Source organism: Streptomyces hydrogenans (assembly GCF_014656075.1).
Taxonomy (GTDB): Bacteria; Actinomycetota; Actinomycetes; order Streptomycetales; family Streptomycetaceae; genus Streptomyces; species Streptomyces hydrogenans.
Genome location: NZ_BNBS01000036.1, coordinates 53,296 through 70,274, shown reverse-complemented (window position 1 = coordinate 70,274; position 16,979 = coordinate 53,296). Strand labels below are relative to the sequence as shown.

At 74.1% G+C, this 16,979-nt stretch carries 18 protein-coding genes and 1 pseudogene; 9 read left to right on the top strand and 10 right to left on the bottom strand.

The features are described 5' to 3' along the window. Positions 1-539: pseudogene (locus IE321_RS17470) on the bottom strand (hypothetical protein); the annotation flags it as partial. Between the two features lie 160 nt (positions 540-699). Between IE321_RS17470 and IE321_RS17465 the strand changes: the two are divergent. The 3 genes from IE321_RS17465 to IE321_RS17455 all read left to right on the top strand — a co-directional run bounded on the left by IE321_RS17465 (position 700) and on the right by IE321_RS17455 (position 3,635). Further along, positions 700-1,584: an N-acetylmuramoyl-L-alanine amidase gene (locus tag IE321_RS17465; RefSeq protein ID WP_190223580.1), complete on the top strand. Its 885-nt coding sequence runs from the start codon at positions 700-702 to the stop codon at positions 1,582-1,584. Positions 1,585-1,684: 100 nt separating this feature from the next. Further along, positions 1,685-2,512, top strand: a complete 828-nt coding sequence (locus IE321_RS17460) for a DUF5336 domain-containing protein (RefSeq protein ID WP_043229544.1) — start codon at positions 1,685-1,687, stop codon at positions 2,510-2,512. Between the two features lie 112 nt (positions 2,513-2,624). Then, the gene (locus tag IE321_RS17455) at positions 2,625-3,635 is read left to right on the top strand and encodes an LLM class F420-dependent oxidoreductase (RefSeq protein WP_190223579.1); all 1,011 of its coding nucleotides are present in this window, start codon (positions 2,625-2,627) and stop codon (positions 3,633-3,635) included. On the opposite strand, the gene IE321_RS17450 is transcribed toward IE321_RS17455, so the two are convergent. Further along, on the bottom strand, positions 3,632-3,997 hold the full coding sequence (locus IE321_RS17450; RefSeq protein ID WP_190223578.1) for a MerR family transcriptional regulator: 366 nt from the start codon (positions 3,995-3,997) through the stop codon (positions 3,632-3,634). The genes IE321_RS17455 and IE321_RS17450 overlap by 4 nt on opposite strands. A gap of 66 nt (positions 3,998-4,063) precedes the next feature. Between IE321_RS17450 and IE321_RS17445 the strand changes: the two genes are divergently transcribed. Then, the gene (locus IE321_RS17445) at positions 4,064-5,191 is read left to right on the top strand and encodes an oxidoreductase (protein WP_190223577.1); all 1,128 of its coding nucleotides are present in this window, start codon (positions 4,064-4,066) and stop codon (positions 5,189-5,191) included. 4 nt (positions 5,192-5,195) lie between these two features. On the opposite strand, the gene IE321_RS17440 is transcribed toward IE321_RS17445, so the two are convergent. Continuing rightward, positions 5,196-5,744 (bottom strand): hypothetical protein, encoded by a 549-nt coding sequence (locus IE321_RS17440; protein WP_043229538.1) that lies wholly within the window; start codon positions 5,742-5,744, stop codon positions 5,196-5,198. 261 nt (positions 5,745-6,005) lie between these two features. Here IE321_RS17440 and IE321_RS17435 point away from each other — a divergent pair, with 261 nt between their 5' ends. From IE321_RS17435 to IE321_RS17425, 3 genes are all read left to right on the top strand, one after another. Then, positions 6,006-6,845: a helix-turn-helix domain-containing protein gene (locus tag IE321_RS17435; protein ID WP_190223576.1), complete on the top strand. Its 840-nt coding sequence runs from the start codon at positions 6,006-6,008 to the stop codon at positions 6,843-6,845. 115 nt (positions 6,846-6,960) lie between these two features. Next, positions 6,961-7,395, top strand: a complete 435-nt coding sequence (locus IE321_RS17430; protein WP_190223575.1) for a hypothetical protein — start codon at positions 6,961-6,963, stop codon at positions 7,393-7,395. A 106-nt stretch (positions 7,396-7,501) separates the two neighbouring features. Then, complete coding sequence (locus IE321_RS17425) at positions 7,502-8,395, top strand: hypothetical protein (RefSeq protein WP_190223574.1); 894 nt, start codon at positions 7,502-7,504, stop codon at positions 8,393-8,395. On the opposite strand, the gene IE321_RS17420 is transcribed toward IE321_RS17425, so the two are convergent. From IE321_RS17420 to IE321_RS17405, 4 genes are all read right to left on the bottom strand, one after another. Beyond that, positions 8,373-9,242, bottom strand: a complete 870-nt coding sequence (locus IE321_RS17420) for a DUF2690 domain-containing protein (protein ID WP_190223573.1) — start codon at positions 9,240-9,242, stop codon at positions 8,373-8,375. The two genes, IE321_RS17425 and IE321_RS17420, sit on opposite strands and share 23 nt — an antisense overlap. An 82-nt stretch (positions 9,243-9,324) precedes the next feature. Beyond that, entirely contained in the window at positions 9,325-10,410 is a 1,086-nt protein-coding gene (locus IE321_RS17415; protein WP_190223572.1) for a prenyltransferase, read from the bottom strand. Beyond that, the gene (locus IE321_RS17410; RefSeq protein ID WP_043229530.1) at positions 10,407-11,141 is read right to left on the bottom strand and encodes a class I SAM-dependent methyltransferase; all 735 of its coding nucleotides are present in this window, start codon (positions 11,139-11,141) and stop codon (positions 10,407-10,409) included. The genes IE321_RS17415 and IE321_RS17410 overlap by 4 nt, the downstream gene beginning before the upstream one ends. Before the next feature lie 70 nt (positions 11,142-11,211). Next, on the bottom strand, positions 11,212-12,528 hold the full coding sequence (locus tag IE321_RS17405; RefSeq protein WP_190223571.1) for a glycosyltransferase family 4 protein: 1,317 nt from the start codon (positions 12,526-12,528) through the stop codon (positions 11,212-11,214). 251 nt (positions 12,529-12,779) lie between these two features. Here IE321_RS17405 and IE321_RS17400 point away from each other — a divergent pair, with 251 nt between their 5' ends. Continuing rightward, positions 12,780-13,412, top strand: a complete 633-nt coding sequence (locus IE321_RS17400; RefSeq protein ID WP_043229526.1) for a TetR family transcriptional regulator — start codon at positions 12,780-12,782, stop codon at positions 13,410-13,412. An 11-nt stretch (positions 13,413-13,423) separates the two neighbouring features. Here the strand turns inward: IE321_RS17400 and IE321_RS17395 are convergent, their stop codons facing one another. The 3 genes from IE321_RS17395 to IE321_RS17385 form a co-directional block, all read right to left on the bottom strand. Then, positions 13,424-14,005: a hypothetical protein gene (locus IE321_RS17395; protein ID WP_190223570.1), complete on the bottom strand. Its 582-nt coding sequence runs from the start codon at positions 14,003-14,005 to the stop codon at positions 13,424-13,426. A 74-nt stretch (positions 14,006-14,079) separates the two neighbouring features. Further along, on the bottom strand, positions 14,080-14,313 hold the full coding sequence (locus tag IE321_RS17390) for a ferredoxin (protein ID WP_043229522.1): 234 nt from the start codon (positions 14,311-14,313) through the stop codon (positions 14,080-14,082). After that, positions 14,313-15,773, bottom strand: a complete 1,461-nt coding sequence (locus tag IE321_RS17385) for an aldehyde dehydrogenase (protein WP_190223569.1) — start codon at positions 15,771-15,773, stop codon at positions 14,313-14,315. The genes IE321_RS17390 and IE321_RS17385 overlap by 1 nt, the downstream gene beginning before the upstream one ends. A 110-nt stretch (positions 15,774-15,883) precedes the next feature. Here IE321_RS17385 and IE321_RS17380 point away from each other — a divergent pair, with 110 nt between their 5' ends. Beyond that, the gene (locus tag IE321_RS17380) at positions 15,884-16,921 is read left to right on the top strand and encodes a Strvi_7410 family MBL fold metallo-hydrolase (RefSeq protein WP_043229518.1); all 1,038 of its coding nucleotides are present in this window, start codon (positions 15,884-15,886) and stop codon (positions 16,919-16,921) included. Positions 16,922-16,979 lie beyond the last annotated feature (58 nt).

The window sequence follows — 16,979 nt, the reverse complement described above, 5'->3', positions numbered from 1 at the left end:
GCCCCGGCCCAGCCGGGCGCGGCCGCGGGCGCCTGCCCGTGCCCGTACGGCCCGCCCGCGCCGAAACCGCCCCCGAACCCGCCGGAGGGCGGCCCGAAGCCGGAGCCGGCCGTGCCGGAGGAGTCGGCGGGCTCGAAGCCGGAGCCGGACGTGCCGGACGGATCGGCGGGACCGAAGGAGCCGGTGGGGGCTGCGCACGCGGCCGTGCCGGTCGAGCCGCCGTTCTGCGGCGGGGCCTCCCAGGGCGCCGTGCCTCCGGCCCCCGGGGCGGGCGCGGGCAGCCGGAAGGAGCCCGTGGGGGTGGCCTGCGGGGGCGCCGGATCCCGGGGGGCGGCGTCCGCGGGGACGGCGTCCGCGGGCGTGGCGTCCCTCGGTGTGCCTCCGCGGGCCGGTCTGATCATGACCGTCTCGCCGGAACCGGCGGGCGGCCGGTCCGCCGGCGGCCGGTCGGCGGGCGGCTCGTCGCCGGGTCCCGGCTTGTTCAGGTCGAGCTTGGGCGGCGCGTGCTCGGGACGCGCGTCGTTCGGGTCTTCCCCCACCGGTTCCCCCTCGTGGGTCCAGGCGCGGTGACACCCCACGCCGCTCCGTGCACCTACCCTTCACCCACCCCGCACACGCGTCCACCGGTTTGCGGTCACGGTGACCCAGCCGGTACATCCGGTCCGCGGTTCCGGCCGGAAGAGGGCCTAGAGTCGCGGGGTGCCGTACGACCACAGGAACCCCGTGACCCGCTCCCTGCCCGCCGCCCTGGCGGCCCTCCTCTGCTCCGCCGCGCTCGCGGGCTGCGGCGCCGCCCCCGAGGCCGCGCGGGGCACCCAGGGCCCCGGCGCGGCCGCCACGACGGTGACGCCCGCCCCGGCCCGCTCCCAGGCCGCGGCGGCCACCACCGCCGCGCGGCCCCTCGCGGGCCGCACGGTCGTGATCGACCCGGGGCACAACCCCGGGAACTTCCGACACGGGCGGGAGATCGCCGAGAAGGTCGACATCGGGACGAACCGCAAGGAATGCGACACCACCGGGACCTCCACGAACGCGACCGGGACCCAGGCCGCGTACACCGAGGCGGCCTTCACCCTCGACGTCTCGCACCGGCTGCGGAAGCTCCTGGAGGAGCGCGGCGCGAAGGTCGTCCTGACACATGACGCGGACCGGCCGTACGGCCCCTGCGTCGACGAGCGGGCCCGGATCGGGAACGCGGCGGAGGCCGACGCCGTCGTCTCCGTGCACGCGGACGGCTCGGCGAAGGGGAACCGCGGCTTCCATGTGATCGTGCCCGCGAAGGTGAAGGGGGGCTCCGCCGACACCGCCCCGATCGTGGCCCCTTCGCGCACGCTCGGCGAGCGGATCGCCGCCGCCTTCCGCCGGACGACCGGGACATCCCCGGCCAACTACCTCGGCGACGGCACCGGATTGGACGTCCGCTCCGATCTCGGAGGTCTCAATCTGTCAACGGTGCCCAAGGTCTTCGTCGAATGCGGCAATATGCGTGATCCGAAGGACGCCGCACTGCTGACGTCCGGGGTGTGGCGGCAGAAGGCGGCCCAGGGCATCGCCGACGGCATCGTGACCTACCTCGAGGGGTAGAACCCGCGAGCGATAGATTCGCTCCGTACGATGGGGCCGCCCCCGTGCCAAGAACCGGCGCCTGCCCGACGCGACGACGACCCGACGAAGGACTTCTTACGTGAATATCCGCTCCCTCACCCGAGGCGATGGCGTGCTGATCGGTGCTGCGGTGGTGCTGTTCATCGCCTCGTTCCTCGACACCGCCGGCTGCGACGGCCCGGCCGCGATCTGCGACCAGATCGACTTCGGCAACTCCTGGGAGGCGTCGCCGCTCGGCTGGGGCGCCTTCTTCCTCGGCATCGCCGGCGCTGCGCTCGTGGTCCTCTCGCACGGCCTGCCGCAGCCGCGCAAGGTCCTCGGCCTGGAGCTCGGCCAGGTCGGCGCCGCCTTCACCGTCGCCGCCGCGTGGAACCTGCTCATGTGGGTCTTCGAGTCGGAGAACGCCGGCGCGGGCCTGATCCTCGGCGTCATCGCCGCGCTGGTCCTGGCCGGTGCCGCCGTCGCCGCCCCGATGATCCCCGCCCTCAAGGCCCCGCTCGTCGGCGCCCCGCGTCCGGCGGTCGCGCAGCCGTACGGCGCCCAGCCCGGCCCGCAGGGCGCTCCCGGCGGCTACGGCTACCCGGGCGCCCAGCAGGCCCACCAGCCCTACCCGGCCCCGCAGGACGCCTCGCAGGGCGGCCAGCCCTTCGGCGGCCAGCCGCAGCCCCAGCCGGCCCCGCAGCCCGAGCCGCAGGCCCAGGGCGGCTCGGACTTCACGCCGTTCTGGTTCGCCGTGCCGGTCGCCCGTCCGCTGTACGCGGAGGACGGCTCCGGCTCGCAGATCGCCGAACTGGCCCCCGGCACCTGGTACCTGGCCGTGGAGCAGCGCGGCCAGGCGCTGATCGCGCAGACGCAGGACGGCCGCCGCGGCGTCCTCCAGGACGCCACCGGCATCCAGCGCGGCTGAGTCCCACCCGCTCCGCGCGGCGGCCCCCCGACCGGAAGTCCTTCCGGTCGGGGGGCCGCTGTCGTACAGTCCCCGGGACCGAACTGACGCACCGTCAGAAAGGAGCCCGGTCATGCGCCTGGGACTCGCGCTCGGCTACTGGGGCCGCGGCCCCTCCCCCGCCCACCTGGAGCTCGCGCGCGAGGCGGAGCGGCTGGGCTACGACTCGGTGTGGACGGCGGAGGCGTGGGGCTCGGACGCCTTCACCGCCCTCACCTGGATCGCCGCCCACACCAGCCGCATCGGACTGGGCACGGCGGTGGCCCAGATGGCCGCCCGCACCCCGACCGCGACCGCGATGCACGCGCTCACCCTGGACCACCTGTCGGGCGGCCGGATGCGGCTCGGCCTCGGGCTCTCCGGCCCCCAGGTCGTGGAGGGCTGGTACGGCCGCCCCTTCCCCCGCTCCCCGCTGACGGCCACCCGCGAGTACGTGGACGTGATCCGGCAGGTGCTGCGGCGGGAGGCGCCCGTCACCCTGGCCGGACGGCACCACTCCTTCCCGTACGCGGGCGAGGACGGCACCGGCCTCGGCAAGCCCCTCAGGCCGATCACCCACCCGCTCCGCCCGGACCTGCCGGTCCTGCTGGGCGCCGAGGGCCCGAAGAACATCGCGCAGACCCTGGAGATCGCCGACGGCTGGCTGCCGCTCTACTGGTCCCCCGGCCGCTGGCGCGAGGTCTACGCCCTGCCGGACCGGCTCCCCGACGGCTTCCGGGTCGCCCCCATGGTCCGCGCCCAGGTCTGCGACGACGTGGCCAAGGGCCTGCTGCCGGTCAAGGCGATGCTCGGTTTCTACATCGGCGGCATGGGCCACGCGACCCGCAACTTCCACGCCGACCTCATGGCCCGCATGGGCTACGGGGCCGAGGCCCGCCACATCCAGGCCCTCTTCGCCGAGGGCCGCCGCGAGGAGGCCGTCCTGGCCGTCCCCGACGCCTTCGCCGACGAGATCGCGCTGGTGGGCCCCCGGGAGCGGATCGCGGAGCGGCTGGACGCGTGGCGGTCCGGACCGGTGACGGAACTGCTGGTCACCGCCCCGGACCTGGAGACGCTACGGACGCTGGCGGAGCTGGCCGGCTAACGGGTGGCGGGCGAGGCCAGCTCGATGACCTCGTCGAGGATGTCGCGGGAGCGGACCAGATCGGCGATCATCACGTCGATGCGGGTCCGCTCGGCGGCCAGTTCGTCGACGAGCCGGGCCGTGGCGATCTCGCTGGGCGCCCCGTCCGCGTCGCGCATGCAGGGCAGCAGCTGGGCGATCTTGCGGCTGTTCAGGCCCGCCGCGTACAGGGCCTGGATCCGGACGACCCGGTCCACGGCCCAGTCGCCGTAGCGGCGCTGGCCGCCGGGGGTGCGCTCGGAGCGCAGCAGGCCCTGGGTCTCGTAGTAGCGCAGGGAGCGTTCGCTCACACCACTGCGGCTCGCGAGTTCGCCGATGCGCATCCGCCACCTCACGCCGGGGAGAAGGGACTTGAACCTGACACTGGTGTCAACTCCTACGGTACCCGCATGACGAACGCACCGGCTTCCTCCCCGCTCTTCGAGTCCGCCTCCCTCGGCCCCCTGACCCTCCCCAACCGGCTGGTGATGGCGCCCATGACCCGCAACCGGGCCACCGCCGACGGCGTCCCCCGCCCCCTGATGGCCACCTACTACGCCCAGCGGGCGAGCGCCGGACTGATCGTCGCCGAGGCGTCCACGCCGAACGCGGTCGGCCAGACCTACGCGAACATCACCGCGATCCACACCGACGCCCACGTGGCCGGCTGGCGCCGGGTCACCGACGCCGTCCGGGCCGAGGGCGGGCGGATGTTCCTCCAGCTCCAGCACGGCGGCCGGGTCGGCCACCCCGACAACAGCGGGCACGTGCCCGTCGCGCCCTCGCCGGTCACGCTGCCGGAGGGCATCCACACGCCGACCGGGCACCAGGAGGCCGTGACGCCCCGCGAGCTGACCGCCGGGGAGATCCGGGAGACCGTCGCCGACTTCGCCGCCGCCGCGCGCCGGGCCGTCGACGCGGGCTTCGAGGGGGTCGAGGTGCACGCCGCCAACGGCTACCTGCTCCACCAGTTCCTGGCGAAGAACACGAACCGCCGCACCGACGCGTACGGCGGGCCGGTGGAGAACCGCGTCCGCTTCGTGGTCGAGGTCGTGCGGGCCGTCGTGGACGCGATCGGCGCCGACCGGGTCGGGGTGCGCATCGCGCCGGGGCTGACCGTGAACGGCATCGAGGAGGGCGACACGGACGACATCTACGCGGCCCTCGTGCCCGCCCTCGCCGCGCTCGGCCCCGCCTACCTGCACGTGGTCTTCGCCGACCCGGAGCAGCCGCTCTTCCGCCGGATCCGGGCATGGTGGCCCAACACCCTGATCGCCAACCCGGTGCTGGGCTTCGGCGGGCCCCTGCCCGCCGACGGCGGGAAGGGCGCCGGCGAGCGGCTGCTCGCGGCCGGGGCCGACCTGATCTCGCTGGGCCGCCCGTTCCTGGCCAACCCCGACCTGGTGGAGCGGCTGCGCACCGGCGCGCCGGTCAACCCGCTGCGGGAGGAGGGGCTGATGTACACGGGCGGCGCGGAGGGGTACACGGACTACCCGACGCTCGCGCGGTCCTCCGCGCGGCCGCTCGCCACCGTGTGACCGGTCAGCCGCCGCTGAGCTGGGAGGCCGAGGGGACCTTGTCGACGACCTCGGCCCCGGCGGACTTGCCCGCCTCCTTGATGCCGTTGATGACGCCCTCCAGACCGCCCACGTCGGCCGCGTCGATCTCGCCCTTGCGGAGCTTCGTACCGAGGTCCTTGAGGGAGTCGATGCCGGCCGAGAGCGGGGCCACCGCCTTGGAGAGCAGCGGGTCGCCCTTGGCGTTGTTCACCGCCGCCTTGAGCCGGTTGTACGTGAACGCGCCCGCGAGCCCCGCCTTCACCAGGGCGAAGGTCCGCCCGTCCGCGCCCTTCTTGAACTTGCCCGCCCGGTAGGGCTTCACGATCCACTGGTAGGTGGCGCCGGCGGCGAGCCCGGCGTTGGCGACGAACCGGGTCTTCGCGAGCTTCTGCTGCTCGAAGGTGCCCGACGCCGAGGGGCTGCTGGCCGTGGTGAGACTGGCGTCGGTGTCGGCTCCGCACCCGGCCGTGCCGCACAGCAGGGCGCCGGAGAGCAGCAGCGCGACGACGCCGCGCGAAACGGTTCTGGACACGTGGGGACCTCCCTGGCGACGGTGGCACCAGCCTCGCCCGAGGGCCCCGGCGCGGCCACCAGGGCGACCCCGAACGGATGACCGCAGCCCGCCGCACATCCCTACCTGTCCACGTCCTCGCAGGTCAGAGGCGTGGGACATCCCTCCGCGTCCCTGGGACGCCGAGGCCTCTGGCCCCCCGTCCGGCCCGATCCGACAGTGGTCACGAAGGTCGGTCCGGGACGGTTCCGGACCCGGAAGGGCGTGACGGTGAGGCACCGGGTGTGCGCAGGGGGAAACTGCCAGTGGTTCTACGCGAGACCCGACGCCCGGCTCCGCCCGGGCATCCACGCGTACCGCGGATTCCGGTCGACGGCGGGCATGCCGCAGGAGCGGCTCGTGGTGCCGACCGGGCGGGTGTCCCTGCTCATCGGGTTCGGCAGCGAGATGCGGCTCCGCCGGACCGGTCGCGGGGAGGTGGGGGCCGCGGCGCCGGCCCACACCTCGGTGGTGTCCGGTCTGCACACCCGGGCCAGGGTCCTCGGCCACCAGGGCGACCTCCACGGAGTGGAGCTCGCCCTCGCCCCCTGGGCGGCGTACCGGCTCCTCGGCGCCGCCCTCGGCGAGCTCGCGGACACGGTCACCGACCCGGCGGACGTCCTGGGCAGCCGGGTCCGTGACCTCGGCACGGCCCTGGAGGCGGCCCCGGGATGGCCGGAACGGTTCGCCCTGCTCGACGAGGCGCTGCTGCGCTGGACAGCCGACGTCGCGCCGTCCCACGAGCCGTCCCCCGTCGTCCTGGAGGCCTGGCGGCTCCTCGACGACACGGCGGGCCGCCTGCCGATCGGGGAGCTGGCCGACAGGGCCGGCTGGAGCGTGCGGCACCTGGAGAACCGCTTCCGCGAGCAGATCGGTCTCACCCCGAAGCGCCTGGCCCGCGTCCTGCGGCTGAACCGGGCGATCCGGCTGCTCGCCACCGGCGGCGGGGCCGCCGGCGTCGCGGCCGACTGCGGGTTCTTCGACCAGTCCCATCTCAGCCGCGAGTTCACCGCCATGACGGGACTGCCACCAGGCCGCTTCCTGGCGGCCAGGAGCGGGGCGAGCCCGTGGCTGGCCGGCTGAAACCGGCCGATTCGGCGCGGTGCGATTTTGTCCAATACCGGGCCGTGCGGCGGGTGTCAGCCTGTCTGCGCGCGCGACCTGCCGGGTCGCTCCCGACGAAAAGGTGGATCAGGGAATGAGCAGCATCACGGGGTTCCGCAGGCGGGCCGCGGCCGTCCTCGGCGCGACGGCGCTGGTCGTCGCGGCCGGCGTGGCGACGGCGGGACCCGCCGCGGCGGGGGAGGACTGCGACCCGGGCTACCACTGCGCCTTCTGGGTCGAGATCGGCTCGGCGAAGCACTCGTACTTCAACAGCGACCCGAACTTCACGGACGACTGGTTCGACGGTTGCTGCAGCCCTGTCAACGTGAACGACCGCGTCGGGGCTGCCAGCAACTCCAGCACGGGCGGCTACGAGAGCCACTACTACAAGGACATCGACTACGGCGGCGGTCTGCTCTTCTGCGTCAACCCCGGCAGCCAGGTCCGCGCCGGCCAGCTGCAGTTGTGGCAGACCTCCCAGGCCAGCTCCCTGAAGCTCAGGCCGACCACCACCGTCCCCTGCTTCTGACCCCGCCGACGGCCGACGGGGCCCGGCGACACGGGGGTGCGTCGGGCCCCGTCACGCCCCTTCCCTCCCTTCAAGCCCCTTCAACCGTCCGAAAGGCAGCCCGCTGATGCGGAAGACGCTCCTCCTCGCGCTCGGCCTCGTCGTCGGTGCGGCGCCCCTCTCCGGGTGCGGCACAACGCCGGAGCCGGACGGTCGGGCCGCCTCCGCCACCCGGGTCGACACGGCGGAGCCGCACCGGCGGCCTCCGGTCACCGAGCTCCTGTTCACCCCGAGCATCCGCAGCCACGAGGCGCAGCGCCGGCTCGCCATCGCCTGCATGGCGAACCGGGGATTCCGGTACGCCCCCGGGGCGGGGGGCTCGGAGGGCGACACCCAGCTGCCGCAGCCGTTCGGCCTCGAATCGGCCACGCCGAGCACGGAGTCCACCCCGCCGGCGCCCGAGACGCCGCCGAAGCCCGGCGGCCCGGAGAGCACCGCGGCGTACGGGCAGGCGCTCTTCGGCGATCAGGACAAGCGGGTCACCGCCAAGGGCAGCCTTATGAGCGTGTCCCGGCCCGGCAACGGCTGCCTCGCCGAGGCCGAGAAGCGCGTCCTCGGCGACGGCCGGATGCGGTGGCTCCAGGTGCGGATCATGCTCTTCGAGGCCCAGGAGCAGGCCCGTACGGACGTGGAGAAGGATCCCGCGTTCAAAGCCGCGACGGCACGGTGGCGGACGTGCATGAACCGGGCCGGATTCACCGAGCCCGATCCCGTACGGCTCCTCGCGTCCCTGCGCACCGCCGAGGCCCGGGCGAGCAGTACCGCCCTGGCGGCGGATCTGCGCTGCAAGGACGAGACGGGTTACCTCGACACCGCGTACAGCCGGCTCGCCGCCGTCCAGCAGCGGTGGCTGGACCGGAATCCGGCCGTCGCCGAGGACTGGAAGGCCCTGGCGGCCCGCCAGGAGCGGGAGTCGCGCGCGGTCCTGTCCGCTGCCGCTACTTCTCCTCGCTCGGAATGAAGCGGCCGGTGCAGCTGCGCGGCCCGTCCTTCGGCAGGGCCGCGCAGACCCACACCGAGCCGTCGTCCGGGGCCGCGATCAGGGGCGAGTAGACGTCCCGGTCGAAGTGCACGACATCGGCCTGCGCGGCGCCGTCGGAGTTGTTGACGACCACCGTGGCGCCGACCTGGGCGAAGGAGATACGGCCCCAGGCAGCCTGGCAGGCCTTGCTGTACCGGAGCTCGATCACCAGGTCCTTGGGGATGGAGCCGGTCCGCACCGTGACCGCGTCGGCGCCGCAGTTCATCCGCTTCGGGTCACGGCCCTCGCACGCCGTGCCGGTGCAGCCCGTCGCGGGGCCCGCGACGTCCACGGCCCGGGTGGGCTGCGGCTCCTCACCGAAGGGCAGGAAGACGAAGGCCAGGACGGCCACCACGGCCAGCACGGCTCCGAGTGCGGTCGAGATCCACAGCACGCGTCGGCGCCGGGACCGCGCGGGCCCCTCCCGCTGGTCGGCCGGGGCGTCCTGAGAACCACCGGGGCCGGCCTCACCGGAACCACCGGGGCCGGCCTCACCCACCGACGCCGGTCCCTCATCCGCCGACGCCCGTTCGTCGTCCGCCCGGTCCCAGAGGGCGAGCAGGACCGCCGGGTCCTTCCCGTCGAGCCGGGCGATGCTCTCCACAGCGGCCCTCGGCGGGAACTGCTTCCCGTTGACCCACCGTTCCCACGACGACTTCGCGTAGTGGGTCTTCTCGCCGAGCTGGGCGAAGCTCAGCCCGGAGGCCTTCTTCAGCGCGAGCAGCTCGCTCGCCAGCTTCTCGGCCGAAGCCGTGGGGCCACCCCTGACAGACCCTTGACGGTCCACGTGAACCTGTTCCCCCGTACCTTGCGCACGCTCATGCCACTCATGAACGCGGACGCAATCCTAGGGTGGCGGCGACACGTCCTCAGCAGCACTCCGGGGCCAGGCCCGCCGGCAGGGTGTCGCCGCCGAAGACGGCGACGGTGGCCTGTTCGCCGCCGAGGGCCGCCACGGCCAGCAGGAGCGAGCCGGCCGTCCAGGTGGTCTGTTCCTCGGGCCAGACCGCGGGCTCGCCGCCGTCCTCGCCCTCGTACACGTACCCCGTCCAGTACAGGCCGTTCGCGGCCCGCAGGTGGCCGATGTCCTGGAGGATCGTCAGGGCCCGGTCGGACTCGCCCGTCGCCCAGAGGGCGAGGGCCAGTTCGCAGCTCTCGCCGCCGGTGACCCACGGGTTGGGGACGACGCAGCGGACGCCGAGACCGGGGACGACGAACTCGTCCCAGCGCGCGTCGAGCCGGGCCTTCGCCTCGGCGCCGGTGACCGCGCCGCCGAGGACCGGGTAGTACCAGTCCATCGAGTAGCGGGACTTGTCGAGGAAGCGCTCCGGGTGGCGGCGGATCGCGTGCGCCAGGGCCCCGGTCGCCAGCTCCCAGTCGGGCTGCGGCTCCTCGCGGGCCTCCGCGAGGGCGAGGGCGCAGCGCAGCGCGTGGTGGATCGAGGAGGAGCCGGTGAGGAGGGCGTCCGTGACGGGGGTGCCGTCGGGCTCGCGCTTCCAGCCGACCTGGCCGCCGGCCTGCTGGAGCCCGAGGACGAACTCGACCGCCGCGTAGACGACCGGCCACATCCGGTCGAGGAAGGCGTCGTCGCCGGTCGACAGGTAGTGGTGCCAGACGCCGACGGCTATGTACGCGGTGAAGTTGGACTCCTTGCCGCGGTCGGTGACGTCCTCCGGGTCGCCGTCCCGGTAGGCCGCGTACCAGGAGCCGTCGCCGTTCTGGTGCCGGGCGAGCCAGGCGTAGGCGCGGGCGGCGGCCTCGTGCTCGCCGGCCGCGTCCAGGGCCATCGCGGCCTCGGTGTGGTCCCACGGGTCGAGGTGGTGGCCCCGGAACCACGGGATGGCGCCGTCCTCGCGCTGGGCGGCCAGGATGCCGGCCACGGTGGCGGCGGCCTGCTCGGCGGTGAGGACCCCGGTCAGGACCAGGTGCTCCGCGATCCGCTCGGGGGACGTCACTGGGCGTCGGCCTTCGGGAGGTGGGGCTTGGTGGCGTAGGCGACGAAGCTCTTGCCGACGACCGGGTTGAGCAGCTGCTCGGCGACCCGGGTCAGGGCGGGCTTCTTCATGATGTCCCAGACCAGGAGCTTGTGGTACGCCCGGACCGGCAGCGCCTTGTCGTTGTCGACGCCGAAGGCGCACTTCAGCCACCAGTACGGCGAGTGCAGGGCGTGCGCGTGGTGGGTGCCGTACGGCCGGAGCCCGGCCTGGCGGATCTTCGCGAGCAGCTCGTCCGCCTTGTAGATGCGGATGTGGCCGCCCTCGACCTCGTGGTAGGCGTCGGAGAGCGTCCAGCAGACCTTCTCGGGGCCGTAGCGGGGGACGGTGATCGCGATCCGGCCGCCCGGCTTGAGGACGCGGACCATCTCGGCGAGCACGCCCTTGTCGTCCGGGATGTGCTCCATGACCTCGGAGATGATGACGACGTCGAAGGACTCGTCGGGGAAGGGCAGGTTGAGCGCGTCGCCCTCCATCGCGGTGGCGGTGGCGCCGGCCGGGGCCTCGCCCGCCTCCTTCATGGCGGCGAACCACTTGGCGACCTCGCGGATCTCCTCGCCGTTCTGGTCGAGGGCCACGACCTGGGCGCCGCGCCGGTAGCACTCGAAGGCGTGCCGGCCCGCACCGCAGCCCAGATCGAGCACGCGGTCGCCGGGGGCGAGCGGGAAGCGGGTGAAGTCGACGGTCAGCACGGGGTCTGCCCTTCCGAGTGGCGGGAGTTCGGGTGGTGCGGAGGTGGTACGGGGGGCGCTGGGGCCGGTCTCAGCGGCGGGCGGCGGCCTGGCGGGCCAGCGCCTCCCGGTACAGCTCGGCGGTGCCCTGTGCCGCCCGCGCCCAGGTGAAGCGGTCCAGGACCCGGGCGCGGCCGGCGGCGCCGAGGCGGGCGCGCAGCTCGGGATCGCCCAGCATCCGCCCCAGCGCCGCGGCGAGCGCGCCCGCGTCGCCGGTGGGCACCGCGAGGCAGGTCTCGCCGTCGGGGCCGGCGACCTCGGGGATCGCCCCGCCGGTGGTGGCGACGAGCGGGGTGCCGGTGGCCATGCCCTCGGCGGCGGGCAGCGAGAAGCCCTCGTAGAGGGAGGGCACGCAGGCGACCTCGGCGGAGCGGTAGAGGTCGACCAGCTCGGCGTCGCTGATGCCCTTCACGAAGCGGACGGCGCCGTCGAGGCCGTACCGCTCGATGGCCTGGGCGACCGGGCCGTCCTCGGCCCGCTTGCCGACGACGACGAGGTGCGCGTCGGGCCGCTCGGTGCGGAGCTTGGCGAGCGCCTCGATCAGGAAGACCAGGCCCTTGAGCGGGACGTCGGCGCTGGAGGTGGTGACGATCCGGCCGGGGACCTCGGCGACCGAGGGGTCCGGGGACCACAGTTCGGTGTCGGCGCCGATGTGCACGACCCGGATGCGGTCCTCGCGGACGCCGAGGTGCTCGACGATCTCGTCCCGCGAGGTGCCGGAGACGGTGAGGACCGAGGGCAGCCGGCGGGCGACCCGCTTCTGCATGCGGGTGAAGCCGTACCAGCGGCGGACGGAGGCGCGGCGCTTCCAGTCGGCGGCGGCGTCGAGGTCGAGCCGCCGGTCGACGGTGATCGGGTGGTGGATCGTGGTGACCAGCGGGGCGCCGAGCGCGCGGGGGCCGCCGAGGAGGCCGTACCCGAGGGTCTGGTTGTCGTGGACGACGTCGAAGTCGCCGCGGCGGGCCGCGAGGGTGCGGCGGGCGCGCAGCGAGAAGGTCAGCGGCTCGGGGAAGCCGCCGGTCCACATGGTGGCGACCTCGACCGCGTCGATCCAGTCCCGGTACTCCTCGCGCTTCGGCGTCCGGAACGGGTCGGGCTGGCGGTAGAGGTCGAGGCTGGCGATCTCGCTGAGCGTGACGCCCTCGTCGAGCGTCGGGTACGGCTGCGAGCCGAAGACCTCGACGCTGTGGCCCAGGCGGGCCAGCTCACGGGAGAGGTGGCGGACGTAGACGCCCTGGCCGCCGCAGAAGGGGTTTCCCTTGTACGTGAGGAGAGCGATCCGCAACGGACGGTCACCGGACGGGGCGGCACCCTGTCGGGGGCTTGCCTCTATGGCCTCAGCGGTCATGCGCGACCCCCTTCGAACGTGCGTTTCGCGCGAGCGTAACCGCTCGCGCTAATGTAGAACAAGTTACAGACTTGATCGTTCTCGACGTCTCGCGACGCGTCTCCCGATCCGTCGGGAGGCACCGAATCTACCGGCAGGTAGCTTCGGTGTGAGCGCCGGAACAGGTGATTCGCGCCACCCGGTCGTGGAGGTTCGCGCCACGGCCGTCCTCCGCCATACTGGCGCTCCCCACCGCACGGAACGGGATCCCGATGACCGCAGAGAGCAGAGCGGACCACCGCCCCTCCGCCACACCGCCCCTGACGGAACGGCAGGAGGCGCGCCGCCGCCGCATCCTCGACGCCAGCGCCCAGCTCGCCGCCCGCGGCGGCTTCGACGCGGTGCAGATGCGGGAGGTCGCGGAGGCGGCCGGGGTCGCCCTCGGCACGCTCTACCGCTACTTCCCCTCCAAGATCCACCTGCTCGTCGCGACCATGCAGGACCAGCTCCAGCACATGCACACCACGCTCCGGAAGCGGCCCCCGGCGGGCGCCGTCCCGGCCGAGCGCGTGGCGGAGACCCTGATGCGGGCCTTCCGCGCCCTCCAGCGCGAGCCGCAGCTCGCGGACGCGATGGTCCGGGCCCTGACCTTCGCCGACCGCAGCGTCAGCCCCGAGGTCGACACCGTCTCCCGCCTCACGACCGCGATCATCCTCGACGCGATGGGCGCGGAGCAGCCGACGCCGGAGCAGCTGTCGGCGGTCCGCGTCATCGAGCACACCTGGCACTCGGCCCTGATCACCTGGCTCTCGGGCCGCGCCTCGATCGCCCAGGTGAAGATCGACATCGAGACGGTCTGCCGCCTGATCGACCTGACGGCCCCGCGGCGGCCCGCCGGCCGCTGAGCCGCCGCCGGTCAGGGACCGGAGCCCTCGTCGGACTCCTCGTCGTCCCAGGAGCCCGACAGCAGGTCGATCTCCTGCTCGGTGAACTGCTTCATGCACGTGTCCTCCGTGGCGGTGAAGGAGAGGATGTCCGCCCCCAGCGCGCGCGAGGGGTTGTGCCGGGCGTACAGGGTCCAGCCCTCCTTCTTGAGCACGACCTGCACCGCGGTGCCGTCGCCCTTCTCGCCGACCGGCTGCTCGAACCGCTTCCCGGACTGCTTCCAGCCCTTGCCGGCCAGCCCCGTCAGGGCCTTCTCGTACTTCCCGCGCGAGCCGTCCACGAAGGGCCCGATGTACTGCCACCCGGCGGAGCAGGCGGCGGCCCGCACCGCGACCCGCTCCCGCTCGTCCGCCGGTGTCGCCGTGCCGCTCTCGTCCCCCGGCCCCGGCAGCTTCGACTCCGGCATCCCCGCCCCGGCGACGACCGCCCGGATCTCGTCCCGCACGGCCTCCCGGCCGGCTCCGGCGGGCTCCTCGGCCCCGCCGCCGCACCCGGCGGCGAGCGGGAGCATCACCGCGAGGGCCGCCGAAACGGCCCGTCCCTTCCCCTGCACGCGCTTCCCCTCCCAGGTCACGGGGCCGTTCGCCCCGTGATCAGGGGAGGAGTGTGCCACGGGCGGCGGTGGGGTCAGTCCTCCGGTGGGTAGACCGGCTCGCCGCCGTCCGCGAGGGTGATGAGGATGGCCTCCACGGGGCAGCCCTCCGCCGCCGCGAGGACCCGTTCGCCGGCGTCCGTCTCCGGGTGGACCGGGTGGGACTGGCGGGCGGTGTCGAGGCGGAAGCCGTCCGGGGCGTGGTTGACGCACATCCCGGAGCCGATGCAGACGGCCCGGTCGACCTCCACGTGCCAGCGGTCGCCCATCAGTGGTCCCCGTAGCCGGCCGGGAGGTGGATCATCTTGTGCTCCAGGTACTCGGAGAGGCCCTCGGGGCCGAACTCCCGGCCCACGCCGGAGTTCTTGTAGCCGCCGAAGGGGCCGAGCATGTCGAGGCTGAAGGTGTTGACGTTGAAGGTGCCGGTACGGACCTGCCGGGCGAAGTCGAGGCCGTGCTCGACGTCGCCGGTCCAGACGCTGCCGCTGAGGCCGTACTCGGAGTCGTTGGCGACCCGCAGGGCCTCGGCCTCGTCCCCGTACGGCAGGAGGCAGATGACCGGGCCGAAGATCTCCTCGCGGGCGATCCGCATCGCGTTGTCGACGTCGCCGAAGAGGGTCGGCTCGACGTACCAGCCGCGGTCGAGCCCGGCCGGACGCCCGCCGCCCGCGAGGACCTTCGCGCCCTCCTGCTGGCCGATGCCGATGTAGTCGAGCGAGCGCTGCTGCTGGCGGCGGGCGACGAGCGGGCCGACCTGGGTGGCGGGGTCGAGCGGGTCGCCGACGACCAGCGCGGAGGCCGCGGCGGCCAGCGCCTCGGCGATCTCCTCGTAGCGGGAGCGCGGGGCGAGGATCCGGGTCTGGGCCACGCACGCCTGCCCGTTGTTCATCCACGCGGCCGGGACGATCCCGGCGACGGCGGTGGCCACGTCGGCGTCCGGCAGGATCACCGCCGCCGACTTGCCGCCCAGTTCGAGGGTGACGCGGGTGAGGTTGCGCGAGGCGACCTCCATCACGCGCCTGCCCGCGGCGACCGAGCCGGTGAAGGAGACCTTGTCGACGCCGGGGTGCCCCACCAGGTACTCGCTGACCTCCCGGTCGGCCGGCAGGATCGACAGCACGCCCTCGGGCAGCCCCGCCTCGGCGGCGATCTCGCCGAGCAGGTACGAGTCGAGCGGCGACTCCGGCGAGGGCTTGAGGATCGCCGTGCAGCCGGCGAGCAGCGCCGGGCCCAGCTTGGCGGCGGCGGTGAACTGCGGCACGTTCCACGGCACGACCGCCGCGACCACGCCGACCGGCTCGCGGCGCACCAGCAGCGGGCCGAGCACCCCGCCGCGCCGCTCCTCGAAGACGAAGTCGCGGGCGACGGTGATCGCCGAGTCCCACACCATCATCGCGCCGAGCGCCTGCGCGAGGACGGACCAGGAGTAGGGCGAGCCGTTCTGGGAGCTGATCGAGCGGGCCAGCTCCTCGTGCCGGACGGCGATGGCGTCCTTGATGCGGGAGACGACCTCGATCCGCTCCTCCAGGCTCATCCGCGGCCAGGGCCCCTCGTCGAAGGCCCGCCGGGCGGCCTCGACGGCCCGGTCGACGTCGGCGCGGGAGGCGTGCGGGACGCGGCCGATGACCTCCTCGGTGTGCGGCGAGATCACCTCGATGGAGGCGTCGCCGAGGGGATCGGTCAACGCCCCGCCGATGAACAGCTGTCCGTGCTCCACGAGCTCGCTCATGCCGGTCGCCTCCCGGGGGTATCTGACGGTGTATCAGAACTGATATCAGTTCTAGATATGGTCGGCAATGGTCGTACCGACACGGAGAGATGAGTCCCAGGAGGACGCTCATGACGCAGGTGACCGAGCACGGCGGCGGCGTCTGGTCGCTGCGGGTGCCCATCCCGGACAACCCGCTGGGCCACACCCTGGTGCACGTCCTCGACACCGACCGGGGCCCGGTCCTCGTCGACACCGGCTGGGACGACCCCGCCTCCTGGAGCGAACTGAACGACGGGCTCGGCGCGCTGGGGCTCGGGGTCGGGGACGTCCACGGCGTCGTCATCACCCACCACCACCCCGACCACCACGGCCTGTCCGGCCGGGTCCGGGAGGAGTCCGGCGCCTGGATCGCCATGCACGCCGCCGACACCGCCGTCGTCCGCCGCACCCGCGAGTCCGACCCCGGCACCTGGCTCGACTACCTCGCCCGCAAGCTCGCCGCCGCCGGCGCCCCCGAGGAACACCTCGCGCCGCTGCGCGCCGCCCGCTCCGGCGGCCGGATGCGGACCCTGCCCGGGCTCGGCGCCGCCCTCCCCGACCGCGAGATCGTGCCCGGCGAGCTCCTCGACCTCGCCGGCCGCCGGCTCCGCGCCGTCTGGACCCCCGGCCACACCCCCGGCCACGTCTGCCTCCACCTGGAGGAGCAGCACCCCGCCGGGCTCCCCGGCCACGGCCGGCTCTTCTCCGGCGACCACCTGCTGCCGGGGATCTCCCCGCACATCGGCCTCTACGAGGACCCCGACGACGCCACCGTCACCGACCCCCTCGGCGACTACCTCGACTCCCTGGAGCGGATCGGCCGGCTCGGCGTCGCCGAGGTGCTCCCCGCCCACCAGCACGCCTTCCCCGACGCCGCCGGCCGGGTCCGCGAACTCCTCGACCACCACGAGGACCGGCTCACCGGCCTGCTCGCCCTCCTCACCACCCCCCTCACCCCCTGGCAGCTCGCCGAGCGGATGGAGTGGAACCGCCCCTGGGACCGCATCCCCTACGGCTCCCGGAACATCGCCGTCAGCGAGGCCGAGGCCCACATCCGCCGCCTGGTGAAACTGGGCCGCGCGGAGGCCGTGACGGGGACGGAGCCGGTGACGTACGTGGCGGTGTGAGGGGTGCCACCGCGGCGGTGCGGGGGCCGCGGATCCGCCTCGTACGCGGCAGCGCGAG

What these genes read in the sequence shown, in the direction of transcription:
- IE321_RS17405 (WP_190223571.1), bottom strand. Translation starts at nt 12,528, where the DNA reads ATGACCGCTGAGGCCATAGAGGCAAGCCCCCGACAGGGTGCCGCCCCG.
- IE321_RS17455 (WP_190223579.1), top strand. Translation starts at nt 2,625, where the DNA reads ATGCGCCTGGGACTCGCGCTCGGCTACTGGGGCCGCGGCCCCTCCCCC.
- IE321_RS17390 (WP_043229522.1), bottom strand. Translation starts at nt 14,313, where the DNA reads ATGGGCGACCGCTGGCACGTGGAGGTCGACCGGGCCGTCTGCATCGGC.
- IE321_RS17380 (WP_043229518.1), top strand. Translation starts at nt 15,884, where the DNA reads ATGACGCAGGTGACCGAGCACGGCGGCGGCGTCTGGTCGCTGCGGGTG.
- IE321_RS17450 (WP_190223578.1), bottom strand. Translation starts at nt 3,997, where the DNA reads ATGCGCATCGGCGAACTCGCGAGCCGCAGTGGTGTGAGCGAACGCTCC.
- IE321_RS17430 (WP_190223575.1), top strand. Translation starts at nt 6,961, where the DNA reads ATGAGCAGCATCACGGGGTTCCGCAGGCGGGCCGCGGCCGTCCTCGGC.
- IE321_RS17400 (WP_043229526.1), top strand. Translation starts at nt 12,780, where the DNA reads ATGACCGCAGAGAGCAGAGCGGACCACCGCCCCTCCGCCACACCGCCC.
- IE321_RS17385 (WP_190223569.1), bottom strand. Translation starts at nt 15,773, where the DNA reads ATGAGCGAGCTCGTGGAGCACGGACAGCTGTTCATCGGCGGGGCGTTG.
- IE321_RS17445 (WP_190223577.1), top strand. Translation starts at nt 4,064, where the DNA reads ATGACGAACGCACCGGCTTCCTCCCCGCTCTTCGAGTCCGCCTCCCTC.
- IE321_RS17425 (WP_190223574.1), top strand. Translation starts at nt 7,502, where the DNA reads ATGCGGAAGACGCTCCTCCTCGCGCTCGGCCTCGTCGTCGGTGCGGCG.